Source organism: Bacillus sp. J33, assembly GCF_000518885.1.
GTDB lineage: Bacteria > Bacillota > Bacilli > Bacillales > Cytobacillaceae > Cytobacillus.
This window is the reverse complement of sequence record NZ_JAEL01000134.1, coordinates 1-12,263: the sequence shown is the minus strand read 5'-3', so window position 1 is coordinate 12,263 and position 12,263 is coordinate 1. Positions and strand designations below refer to the sequence as shown.

The 12,263-nt window shown below is 39.9% G+C and carries 8 protein-coding genes; 5 read left to right on the top strand and 3 right to left on the bottom strand.

The window, feature by feature from the left end:
- Positions 1 to 353: 353 nt before the first annotated feature.
- The 4 genes from L634_RS0126285 (at position 354) to L634_RS33635 (ending at position 5,232) form a co-directional block, all read left to right on the top strand.
- Positions 354 to 1,262, top strand: a complete 909-nt coding sequence (locus tag L634_RS0126285) for a fumarylacetoacetate hydrolase family protein (RefSeq protein WP_026584985.1) — start codon at positions 354 to 356, stop codon at positions 1,260 to 1,262.
- 281 nt (positions 1,263 to 1,543) lie between these two features.
- Positions 1,544 to 1,900 carry a YisL family protein gene (locus L634_RS0126280; RefSeq protein WP_026584984.1) on the top strand — a complete coding sequence of 119 codons (357 nt, stop codon included), beginning with the start codon at positions 1,544 to 1,546 and terminating at the stop codon, positions 1,898 to 1,900.
- Between the two features lie 203 nt (positions 1,901 to 2,103).
- A complete protein-coding gene (locus tag L634_RS0126275; protein ID WP_026584983.1) occupies positions 2,104 to 5,025 on the top strand; it encodes a bifunctional diguanylate cyclase/phosphodiesterase in 2,922 nt (973 codons plus the stop codon).
- A gap of 42 nt (positions 5,026 to 5,067) precedes the next feature.
- Entirely contained in the window at positions 5,068 to 5,232 is a 165-nt protein-coding gene (locus L634_RS33635) for a hypothetical protein (protein ID WP_157452463.1), read from the top strand.
- 610 nt (positions 5,233 to 5,842) lie between these two features.
- On the opposite strand, the gene L634_RS0126265 is transcribed toward L634_RS33635, so the two are convergent.
- Complete coding sequence (locus L634_RS0126265) at positions 5,843 to 6,406, bottom strand: DUF2777 domain-containing protein (protein WP_026584982.1); 564 nt, start codon at positions 6,404 to 6,406, stop codon at positions 5,843 to 5,845.
- Between the two features lie 156 nt (positions 6,407 to 6,562).
- Between L634_RS0126265 and asnB the strand changes: the two genes are divergently transcribed.
- On the top strand, positions 6,563 to 8,410 hold the full coding sequence (gene asnB, locus L634_RS0126260) for an asparagine synthase (glutamine-hydrolyzing) (RefSeq protein WP_026584981.1): 1,848 nt from the start codon (positions 6,563 to 6,565) through the stop codon (positions 8,408 to 8,410).
- A gap of 301 nt (positions 8,411 to 8,711) precedes the next feature.
- On the opposite strand, the gene L634_RS0126255 is transcribed toward asnB, so the two are convergent.
- Both L634_RS0126255 and L634_RS0126250 read right to left on the bottom strand, forming a co-directional pair.
- A complete protein-coding gene (locus L634_RS0126255) occupies positions 8,712 to 10,067 on the bottom strand; it encodes an MATE family efflux transporter (RefSeq protein WP_026584980.1) in 1,356 nt (451 codons plus the stop codon).
- Between the two features lie 124 nt (positions 10,068 to 10,191).
- Positions 10,192 to 11,964, bottom strand: coding sequence for an alpha-glycosidase (locus tag L634_RS0126250; RefSeq protein ID WP_026584979.1), 1,773 nt, complete (start codon positions 11,962 to 11,964; stop codon positions 10,192 to 10,194).
- Positions 11,965 to 12,263 lie beyond the last annotated feature (299 nt).

The window sequence follows — 12,263 nt, the reverse complement described above, 5'->3', positions numbered from 1 at the left end:
AAGTTTAACCAACTGAGTTGATTGTAGCGGAGGGCACTTGATCCTCGAAAATGCTACCGCATTTCCTTCGTGCGGTGCCAGGTCAGGGAAGATTATTCAATGTCCTGCTCAGAAGAGAGGGAAGTGGGAAACCCCACAGGCGAAGCCGGGGAGGCTCCCATTCCTCCCAGCGGGAAAGCTTGAGTGCCTGCAGCGGAAATCAACGGGCGGGATTCATAAGTAAAACCACAATTTACGAGAAAAGAGCCTTTCTCAAAGAGTTATAGACATATAGGTTTTTTCTTAGCAGAAATACCGAAATCTGAAAATTTGTATTATAATAAAGTCCCTATGACTAAAAATGAGGTGATGGCATGAAGTTTATTACAGCGAAGGATGACAACGGCAGTTTTGTTGGACTAATGGATGAATCTTGCACAAAGGTTTTGCCGCTAAATGCAGCTTTAGAAAAAATGGAAGGGAAGAGCAGTTTACCCGCGACCCTAAAGGAATGTATTGCATTAGGAGAGGCTTTCATTGAAAAAGTACATAAACTAACCGATTGGGCAGGCAGCAATCCGGAAAGGGAGGAACTCTATCTAGGGCTGGATTCAATTACATTGCAGGCTCCGATACCGCGCCCGGATAAAAATATCTTTTGTGTTGGGAAAAACTATGCTGAGCACGCGATCGAAATGGGCAGCAAAGAGGATATTCCTGAGCACATTATGGTTTTTACAAAATCGCCGACAACTGTAATTGGGCCAGATGAAACAGTATTAAACCATAAAGAAGTAACTTCGCAGCTTGATTATGAGGGGGAGCTTGCGGTAATTATCGGAAAAACTGGACGGGCGATTCCAAAAGAAGAAGCATTGGATTACGTTTTTGGCTATACGATTATTAATGATGTGACCGCAAGAGATCTGCAGTCTCGCCATAAGCAATTTTTTATCGGTAAAAGCCTTGATACTTCATGTCCAATGGGCCCATGGGCCGTTCATGCATCAGCTGTGAAAAACCCGAACAAACTGGATATTCAAACAACGGTAAACGGAGAAGTAAGACAAAGTTCGAATACAGAACATTTTATTTTCCCTATTGAGGAAATCATCTCAGTTCTATCAAAAGGTATGACCCTGGAGCCGGGAGACATTATTGCTACCGGTACACCTGCTGGGGTCGGCAAAGGATTTAAGCCGCCTCGGTTTCTTCAGCCAGGGGATAAAGTGGAAATAACAGTTGAAAAAATTGGTACCCTACGAAATTCAATAGAAGTATAATACTGAGGCCTATGTAACCCGATACATAGGCCTTGTTCTTTTTAAGGCTTACAGACATTAAATTTATCCATGGAATGAAATTTATATTTTTCGAATAGCGCAAAATTGAATCCAATTGAAGTCATATCCAAAGATTAAGGAGATGTCTGTGATAGAAATCACTTTCATCCATAAAAATTCACAAATTTGCCTCAAATTATGCTTAACTGGCACCATAATTTTAGGATTTTCCAATTCAATATGATATGATGGTATCGAATTTTACAATAGGAGGCACTGGAATGATACATGCCCACATAACGACTTGGTTTTTGGCACTCGTTTTATTTATCGTTGCCCTTGTTATGCATAATAGCGGCAAACAAAGAGGTTTAAAAGTTATTCAAATGATTTTGAGGCTGTTTTACTTGCTGATCATTGGGACAGGCGTATGGATCCTCAGCTCACTTAATAGCATTGATATGATGTATGTCTTAAAATCATTGGTTGGCCTATGGGTAATCGCTATGTTTGAAATGATTATTATTCGCACTGTAAAAGGAAAAAAAACCTCTATTCTATGGATTCAGTTTGTTATCGCTTTAATCCTGGTTTTATATTTAGGTTTTATACGGCTTCCTCTAACATTTATGACGTAAATAAGAAACCTTTCGAAAAAAGCTGCTGAAAAAAGGCAGCTTTTTCTAATTTTGTCATGTCATGACTGCCCTAAATATGGTATTTTTAAAAAGATAGGATTTGCTGAAAACTTTGACAGTCAGCGCTTTCCAAAGCCGAATGCTTCATGGGTATGCAGAGGTTTTTCCTTTAGAATAGACATTACTATCGATGGTGGGTTTTTATGGCTAAAACAATTACATGTCTTTATGAGAATATGAACCAGCTGAATAGTTTCATAGATGATCACAAATTAGTTGAGTATCCCAATTTGCTTGTACAGGTTTTTACAGGATTAATAAAGGAACCTTTTATCAATGATTTGCAAAAGGAATTAGCGAAGCGGCTTCCTTCTGCTGATATTGCAGGCTGTTCAACATCAGGTGAAATATATGAAGGCCGCATTATGGAAAAGCAAACTGTTGTATCATTTACAGCTTTTGAAAAAACAAAATTAAAATCATTTTTGCTGCACCATGATGACTTTAAAGATAGTTTTGAGATGGGAAAGGCTCTGTCTGAAAAGCTGGCTGCATTTAACACAGAAGCATTAATTTTGTTTCCCACAGGATTTGATGTTGATTCATCTTCGTTGCTGGAAGCAATATATGAAACAAATCCGGAGCTGGTTATTGCTGGCGGGATTGCTGGTGATAATGGGGTATTTAAGGAAGGATTTGCTTTTACACAAAAAGGTGTTACCAAAAATGGACTTGCAGCAATCGCACTTCAAAGCGGACATTTTACTGCTCATTCATTTGCAAACTACCAATGGCAGGAAATTGGAAAGACCTTTAAGGTTACAAAGGCTGCTGGTTCCATCATCTATGCCATTGATCATAAGGCACCTTTGGATATATTAAAACATTACCTTGGAGAGGCCTTCTTAAAAGACTTGCCGCAATCAGGAACTGAATTTCCATTTTTATTACCCTACCGCGGTGAAAAAGTATCAGTTTTCATTATTAGAGTGCTTGAAAATGGGGCCATTAAGGTAAATCGTAAGGTAAAAGAAGGCGATACCCTTACTTTTGCATACGCTAATCTGGAAGAAATCATCAACAGTTCTTTGAAAGAACTGAAAAAACTGGCCGAAATATCAACTGAAACCCTCTTTATCTATAATTGTATGGCCCGGAAGCAGTTTGCTAGAGATTTTACCGAAAAAGAACTGGTAATGTTCCAAAGAATTGCACCAGCAAATGGATTTTTTTCCTATGGTGAAATTGCCTCGCGAAAAGGAGATTATCCCAAAATTGTAGGACATTCACTTACCTATCTTGCTATTTCAGAAAATGTTGCTTCATCAGAAAAAAGGTCAGACAAAACATACGTTTATGAGAAGCCTGCCCACTTTAAGACAATCTCTTCACTAACACACTTAATGCATGCAGCCCAGGATGATATAAAAATTTTAAACAGCACCCTGAAAATCTCTGAACAATACTATAAGTCTCTATTTGATAATAATGCCGATTTTGTTTATTCAACAGATTTGAACGGACACTTCACAAGCGTAAATCCGGCATTTGAAAACACATTCGGATACAGCAGCAATGAGATATTGGGAAAATCAGCTCTTGCATATGTTCGCAATGAAGATATCCCGCGGGTGCGAATGCATTTTTATCGAGCAATTAAAGGAAAAGAACAGTATTATAATGTTTACATAGATTCAAAGTCAGGTGAAACAAGCCTTTTTCAGCTGAAAAACATTCCAATTACGGTGAATGGGGAATGTGTAGGTATTTACGGAATAGGCAGAAATATCACCGAACAGAAAAAAATTGAAGATAAAATTACAGAGCTTGCTTACTTCGACCAGGACACAGGTCTTCCAAATAGAATGAAATTTACAGAGCAGCTGGACCTCTTATTGAAAAGAGCGAAAAAGAAAAGGAAAATGCTTGCGGTCCTTTCAATCGATATTGACCGCTTTAAAATCATTAATGATAGTCTTGGCCATTTTGCTGGTGATATGGCTTTAAAGGAGATTTCTGAAAGGATTGAAAAGGTTTTGCCTTCTGGCTCCTATTTAGGCCGATTTGGAGGCGATAAATTTACACTAATAGTAACCCGGGAAATATCAATAGATAAAGTAATGATAACATCTAAAAAGATATTAGATGAAATTTCAAAACCTTTATTCCTGGCGGATCAGGAGTTTATTGTCACTGCAAGCACAGGTGTCAGTTTCTATCCAGGTGATGGAATGGATGAGCATACTCTGTTAAAAAATGCAGATGTGGCTACGAATCGTTCTAAGATGCAGGGAGGAAACAGAGTGACCTTTTTCTCTTTGGAAATGAACAAGCAGGCATTGGAAAGGCTTGAACTTGAAAGCTACTTAAGAAAGGCTTTGCAGAAAAAAGAATTTTACTTGTGTTATCAGCCTTTGATCGATCTTGAAACCGGAGAGCTATACGGAAGTGAGGCCTTAATCCGTTGGAATCATCCAAAACTTGGCCTTGTTTCGCCGGGAGAATTCATCCCGCTTGCCGAGGAAACTGGCATCATTGAGGAAATTGGAAGCTGGGTTTTGAGGACTGCCTGCGAGCAGAATAAGCAATGGCAAATACGTGGCTATGATTACCTTTCGATTTCGGTCAATGTGTCCGCTTATCAGTTCCAGCAGCCGGGCTTCTTAACCGTAGTCAGGAAAGCTTTGGACCTATCCGGACTGGAACCACAATATTTGACTTTAGAATTAACCGAGAGTACGATGCTCAGAAATGTGGACTACAGCATTCAGGTCATGCAGGCGCTGCAGGCCTTGGGTGTAAAGGTTTCGATCGATGATTTTGGCACCGGCTATTCTTCTTTAAGCTATCTGAAAGATCTTCCCATAAATACATTAAAGATAGATCGATCATTTATAAATAATCTGCGATTAAACACAACCGATATTGCTATTGTTAAAGCAATCATCACAATGGGGCATGGACTTGACGTCAAAGTGGTGGCAGAAGGGGTGGAAACAAAAGAGCAGATTGAACTTTTAAAAGAATTGAAATGCCATTATGCACAGGGCTTTTATATACATAAGCCGCTTAGAACGAATGAATTTGAAGAAGGGCTATCAAATCAGGTACAGACGTACAGCTAAGCAGTGACATCATCAAATGCCGCTAAATGGAGGAAAGGAAGGATGTCAGGAGTTTGGATTCTGATCATTTTAATTTCAGTTATGATCATTAGTGTTTTTGTTGTCCAGGCGGCTACTAAACAAGGAGAACATCCTGTTCTAACACAAAAAGAAATTTTGGAAGCATTAAAAAAGCGGGAACAGGATGAGAAAGCTGGCCGTGAATAAAAAGAGCAGTCTGCCGGGCATTGGCAGACTGCTCTTTTTAATTTAAGGCTCTTTTCTCAAAGATTGTTGTATTTACTTATAAATTTTGTCCGCTGATTTCAGCACGGGGCACTCAAGCTGTCAGCGGGGAGGAATGAGAGCCTCCCTCGGCTTCGCCTATGGGGTCTCACACTTCCCTCTCTTCATGAGCAGGACATTGAATAATCTTCCCTGACCTGGCACCGCACGAAGGAAATGCGGTAGCATTTTCGAGGATCAAGTGTCCTCCGCTACAATCAACTCAGTTGGTAAAACTTAGTTTGCCACCCGAAAAGCAACAAACTTTACGAAAACAGCCTAATTTAAAGATAGGCTTAACTTCAATAATTTCTTGCTATGATCCCCTCGGCAAAGCGCGCTTTTCATACCTCGTATGCATTGAAGATTATTAAGGAAGAGAATTCACAATGATTTGCAAGCCTTAATCAGAACAAGGAACTCAGATTGGGAACGCTGCGACCTTTTAAAAGCAAATGTTTTCGGTTCGGTGCGATGTAAAAGGCTGAAAAAGCATTCCTTGTTCTGTTGTGCTCTATCCAACACGCTCGCCAATGGGCGGGGAACGACCCTTCTATGAAGAAATCTTTTCAATTACCATTCGTTTCCCGCTGTTTAAGGTGAATTCAAACCGGTCGCTCCTTTTTTCATAATAGCAAAAATGATGCTGTACATTGCAGATGTGGTCCTGATTATCAAAAACGATAAAATTCACGCCGCTTTTCCGATCCTTATCATTGAAAAATGCTAACTGATTATAACAATAGATACAGTCATAGACTGAAAACTGCATGGAGTTCAAGGTTGTTATAAATTGATAAAAGGCATCATCATTCATTTCCTCCAACAATCTTTCCAGGGAGTAAACAAGGTGTTTTCGTATGCGGACAGAATCCTGATCTTTTAAATGAAAAACTTCATCGGCCAGTGCAATCTTGCCATCTTCGAATAAAATGCCTTTCTTCCAGCGCTTAAAGCGAAATACTTCTAATTCCTGGTGGAGGAATTCATCTAACAATGATGCTTCATCTGTTTCATGATCGAAGAAAACCCATTGATCATTGATAAACTCCACAGTGCCTTCTGTAAAAGCACGGGATTGATATTCAATAAGCTTTGATCGCTGCTGTCTATTCATAAATAACCTCCATTAACTTCCTCAACTTCTTTTTAGACAGTTTAGGCGATTTTTATAACCGCTAAAGTGGACAATTAACTTTTTTCTAGGCCGTGCATACAATAGCATCATGCAAAATATGCCCATACGATTCCGCTAAGAAAGGATGATGTAAATATGTGTGGAATTACCGGCTGGATTGATTTCCAAAAGGATTTGAGAAAGGAAACGGCTGCAATTGAAAAGATGGCGGATACGTTGGCTAAGCGAGGTCCGGACGATACGAATGTCTGGACAGATATTCATGCAGGCTTTGGCCATAAAAGGCTAATTGTTGTAGACCCTGCTGGCGGAAAACAGCCAATGACAAGGACAAAGCATAGTAGCCGCTATACCATTTGTTATAATGGAGAGCTATATAATACAGAAGATCTCCGAAAAGAACTCCTTATAAAAGGATATTCGTTTAAGGGCCATTCTGACACAGAGGTTTTACTTACTTCATACATGGAATGGGGAGAAGATTGCCTTGAATATCTGAATGGCATTTTTGCTTTTGCCGTATGGGATGCAAAGAACGAGCAATTATTCATAGGCAGGGACCGCTTGGGCGTAAAACCATTATTTTATAAAGAAACAAAGAAAGGAATTATATTCGGATCAGAACTAAAGGCCATTTTGGCCCATCCGGAAGTAAAAGCTGAAATTGACAGGGAAGGCTTGGCTGAAGTATTTGGATTAGGACCATCAAGATCTCCAGGTTCAGGAATATTTAAAGGGATTGATGAATTGAGGCCTGCACATGCCTTGGCCTTTTCAAAGAATGGTTTGAAGGTATGGCGGTATTGGAACGTTAAAAGTGCCCGACACAAGGATAGCGTTGAAGAAACGGCTGAAAAAGTCCGGAATTTATTTACGGATGCAGTGACAAGGCAACTGGTATCGGATGTCCCGCTTTGCACTTTCCTTTCTGGTGGTGTAGATTCAAGTGCGATTACTGCTATTGCTGCTAAGAACTATGAGAAAGAGGGCAAAGGCCAGCTGCATACCTATTCCATAGACTATGAAGGAAATGATGTTTTCTTCAAGGTTAATGAATTTCAGCCCAACTCGGACGGTGCCTTTATCCATAAGATGTCCCAAACATTTAACACCAGGCATAATAGTTGTATCATATCACAGCAGCAGCTGGCAGAAGATTTAATAGAATCAGTGCATGTAAGGGATCTTCCTGGCATGGCCGACATTGACTCCTCTCTCCTCTGGTTCTGCCGTGAAATAAAGAAGAACTTTGTTGTAGGCTTATCCGGTGAATGTGCAGATGAAATATTTGGGGGGTATCCATGGTTTCACAGACAGAGAGACCTGGAGCGCAAGGGCTTTCCTTGGATGCGGTCAATTGAAGCCAGGCATGGGCTATTAAAAGAGAATTGGCGGAAAAAGCTGAATATACAAGATTATGCAATGGAAAAATATATTCAGGCAATCTCGGAAACTCCGAGATTAGAGGGAGAAAGCGAAGAGGACGCAAGCAGGAGAGAGCTATTCTATATAAATATGATTTACTTTATGACAACTTTATTGGATCGCAAAGACAGAATGAGTATGGGCGCAAGTCTTGAAGTAAGGGTGCCTTTTGCAGACCATCGCCTGGTAGAGTATGTATGGAATATTCCATGGGAGATAAAAATGCATGGCAATCGGGAAAAAGGGATTTTGCGCAAAGCGCTAGAAGGCATTTTGCCAAACGAAGTCCTATATAGAAAGAAGAGCCCTTATCCAAAAACGCATAACCCGGAATATACCAGCGCTGTTCAAAAAATGCTCAGCGGGTACCTGAAAGATCGTTCGTCGGCACTTTATGAGTTCTTTGACCAAGGCCAGCTGAAGAAAATAATTGAATCAGGAGGAGAAGCATTTCAGGAGCCTTGGTTTGGCCAGCTTATGAATGGACCTCAGCTTCTTGCACATCTTGCGCAAATTCATATTTGGTTTAAAGATTATAATATTAATATAGTGGAATAAAAAAAGCGGCAGATCACACAATGCCGCTTTTTATTTTTAGGCTCTTGTATTACTTTTAATTTTGCCCGTTGATTTCCGATGCGGCCACTCAAGCTTTCACCGGGCTGGAATGTGAGCTTCCTGGGCTTCGCCAGTAAGGTCTCCCCCTTCCCTCTCTTCGGAGCAGGACATTGAAAATAGCATGCACCGCATGAGGAAAGTGCTAATGCATTTTTAAGGAGTTAATTGCCCTCCACTGCATTCAACTAAGCTGATTAACCTTAGTTAGCACTGAAAAACAGCAAACTTTACGAAAACTGCGTTAATTTAAAACCGCCTTGTTGGCCACAAATGATTTATTCATCCATACTTTTGACCTCCAGCGCCATAGCATGAGCAATCCCCTGAGCCATTCATCTGCAATAAAAGCAATCCAAATGCCGGCAAGGCCCAGGCCGAAATGGATTCCAAGAAGGTATGAAAGTGTAACGCTTACCCCCCACATGGACAATATCCCCATATAAACAGGGAATTTGACATCGCCAGCTGCCCGTAAGGAGTTAATGACGACTAAATTGAATGACCTCCCAGGTTCAAGGATAATAGTCAAAAGGATAAGAACACTGCCAGCTTTAATAATATCGGGATTGGAAGTAAATATGCTCATCAGCTCTTCTGAGAACAAGGCAAAAAGAACAGCTGTACCAAAGGAAATCAAAATGGCCAGGCGCAGGCTTTTTAGGCATCTTTTATAAGCAGCATCAAAATCACTTGCACCCACCATATGCCCAATTAAAATTTGGGTGCCCTGGCTGATGGCCACACTGAAAAGGAATATGAACATCATAATGTTTTGTGTGTACACTTTTGCGGTTAGCGCTTCCGTGCCTAATGCAGCAATAAATATGGTGATGACCATTTGCGATCCATTATAGGATAAATGTTCCCCGGCAGAAGGAACCCCGATTTTTAGAAGGTTTTTAATATGGTCTTTCGGAAAGCGGAAAAGCATACCAAACGGCAGTGCATTTTCAGTTCGTTTAAGCAATACTGCTAAAGCTGCAGCAAATCCAATCAATCTGCTTGCCACTGTAGAAATTGCTACCCCCTCAACTCCCAGTACCGGAAAGCCGAAAGGACCGAAGATAAAAAAGTAATTTCCGATAACATTTAAAATGTTCATTCCAATGGTAATATACATAACATCCCTGGTAAATCCATAGCTTCGGATGATTGCGCCGATTGTCATAATGAGCGCCTGCACAAAAGATAGGCCGCCGACAATAATCAAGTAAGAGTTCGCTTCATTTAGAAGCTCCTCAGGCAGATCCATCAATTTTAGCAGAGGCTTGCTTAAAACATAAAGAAGGACACTTAAGAGGATACCAAAAACAAGGTTTGCCCCCAATGATACTGCGGATATTTCAGCAGCTGTTTTATTGTTTTTTGCTCCGAGATTTTGTGCTATCAGTATTGAGGTCCCAGTAGCAACAAAACCAAACATAACAATAACAAGGGATAGGATCTGGTTTGATACACCGACCGCTGCAACAGATTCATCCGAATATTGCGATAGCATGAGAGTATCTGCATTCCCCATCAGCATATGAAGCAAAATTTCTATAAATATGGGCCATGTTAATGCAAATAATGTAAGCTTTTTCTGGTTTTTAGTCATTTCTATTCTCCCAGTGCATAAAGTTTATTTTTTCTTGTCATGAGAAGGGAAGGAAGTTTTTGTAAAACGAAAAAAGAAAAGTCTTAAGGAAATGGACTTAAGAACTTTTCTTAACTGAAATAAATTAAATCTTATTGAATGAAGAAGGAAATGATAGAATATCATACCCAAAGCCATCCAGCTTTATAATAAGGCGGTCAGCTTCAGCTGCAAACTCTTCACCTGAAAGTAAATTTGTTATTTTAACGCCTTTCATGTTAAAAGGAAGTGTAAATTCGCCGCTTTCAGCAGTAGGATTGGCTACGATTACAATTGTTTTTGACTCGGTGTATTTTCGATAGGCAACCAAATTGCCGTCAGTTTGGAAAAATTCGAAATGGCCTTCGTTAGCAAGCATTTTTTCTTCCCGTCGCAGCTTGATTAACTTTTGAATATGGGAAAAAAGATTCCGGTCTTGTTTGGCTTCATCCCACTCCATGCATTTTCGGCAGCCCGGATCCATGTCACCGCTTATCCCGACCTCATCTCCATAATAGATGCAAGGCGCGCCCATAAAGGTAAAAAGGATTGTGTAAATCAGTTTAACCTTGTTTTTATCCCCTTCACATTCAGTCAGGATTCTTGGTGTATCATGGCTGCCGACAAGATTGAAGGCAGCTTCATAAACATTAGCCGGATAGCGGTGGATTTCAGCTGTCATATTATTGGCGAAATCAGTCCCGGTTATGGATTTCTTTGCTACCAGGTTAAGCAAGTTGGTTGTAAAAGGATAATTCATGACTGCATCAAACTGGTCTCCTCGGAGCCAGGGCATTGAGTTATGCCAAATTTCACCCAAAATATAGAGGTCAGGTTTTAGGCTCTTAACAGCCTGCCTGAATTCACGCCAGAACTGATGATCAACTTCATTAGCTACATCCAGTCTCCATCCGTCAATGTTAAACTCTTCAATCCAATACTTAGCCACTTTTAGCAAGTACTCTTTTACATCCGGATTTGCGGTATTTAGCTTTGGCATTTGTTCCACGAAAGCAAATGTTTCATAGTTGGGAAACTCACCGCCCTTTAGAGGAAAACTGTGCGGATGAAACCATTCTTTATACTTTGAGTTTTCCCCGTTTTTAAGAACATCCTGAAAAGGAGGGAAGTAGTATCCGCTATGATTGAATACAGCATCAAGCATAACGCGAATATTCCTTTTGTGGCATTCTTTTACCAGCTTCTTAAGAGTTTCTTTAGTTCCAAACTGCGGATCAATTTCCAGATAGTCTATTGTATCATATTTGTGGTTGGAAAATGCTTTAAATACAGGTGTGAAGTAGATTCCTGTAATGCCAAGATCCTGAAGATAATCGAGATGTTCCATTACCCCCTCAAAATCACCGCCAAAAAAATTAGTGGGAGAAGGATCGGCTGCGCCCCATGGGAGAGCACCTTCAGGGTCATTATCAGGGTTCCCGTTCGCAAATCTTTCAGGAAAAATCTGATACCAAACTGTATCCTTAACCCATGAAGGGGCTTTAAACACTTCTTTGGCATGAATGTACGGAAAGTTAAAGTAATAACCGGAATCTGCAGGAGCTAAGGTGTAAAACCCTTTTTCTGTTAAAATCAATTCATCTTCTCCAGACTTTAATTTGAAGCCGTAGCGCGATCTCCTATAATTAGGTTCTATAAATACATGCCAGTAATCATGAATTCCGTCTGTACCGGATTTTATCATTTCCGTTTCTTCATATTGCCATTTTCCATCACTCCAAAGATATTGATCTCCATGTATTAAAATTACTTCTGAAATGTCATTTTTTTTGGTCTGTATTCTAATATGTAGAGTTTTTTCGTTAATTGGATATACAAAATGATCAGCAGGATAGTGGATGATAGCTGCTTTTTCCATTATTACTCCCCCTTAAGGTTAGTCGTATTGTCAAAACTTCTATAAGAAATAGGTTATAAAATATCTCCATAGAGGGCTTTATAGGCAAAAAAATTGCCACCCCCTAAATTCTTTGGATAATTGAGGTTACCACACACCCAACAACCAAGAATGGAAGTGACAATTTGTACCCTCAAATTATAACCTATTTATTAACTTTTATAAACTATCAAGAACAACTCATTCGAACATTGCTTACTTTATTGATTGGTAAAAGCATGTTCGTTAAACCTACTGAACAGCCCGTAAATAAACCTTAT

Coding starts and splice junctions, on each gene's coding strand:
- asnB (WP_026584981.1), top strand. CDS start 6,563: ATGTGTGGAATTACCGGCTGGATTGATTTCCAAAAGGATTTGAGAAAG.
- L634_RS33635 (WP_157452463.1), top strand. CDS start 5,068: ATGTCAGGAGTTTGGATTCTGATCATTTTAATTTCAGTTATGATCATT.
- L634_RS0126280 (WP_026584984.1), top strand. CDS start 1,544: ATGATACATGCCCACATAACGACTTGGTTTTTGGCACTCGTTTTATTT.
- L634_RS0126285 (WP_026584985.1), top strand. CDS start 354: ATGAAGTTTATTACAGCGAAGGATGACAACGGCAGTTTTGTTGGACTA.
- L634_RS0126255 (WP_026584980.1), bottom strand. CDS start 10,067: ATGACTAAAAACCAGAAAAAGCTTACATTATTTGCATTAACATGGCCC.
- L634_RS0126250 (WP_026584979.1), bottom strand. CDS start 11,964: ATGGAAAAAGCAGCTATCATCCACTATCCTGCTGATCATTTTGTATAT.
- L634_RS0126275 (WP_026584983.1), top strand. CDS start 2,104: ATGGCTAAAACAATTACATGTCTTTATGAGAATATGAACCAGCTGAAT.
- L634_RS0126265 (WP_026584982.1), bottom strand. CDS start 6,406: ATGAATAGACAGCAGCGATCAAAGCTTATTGAATATCAATCCCGTGCT.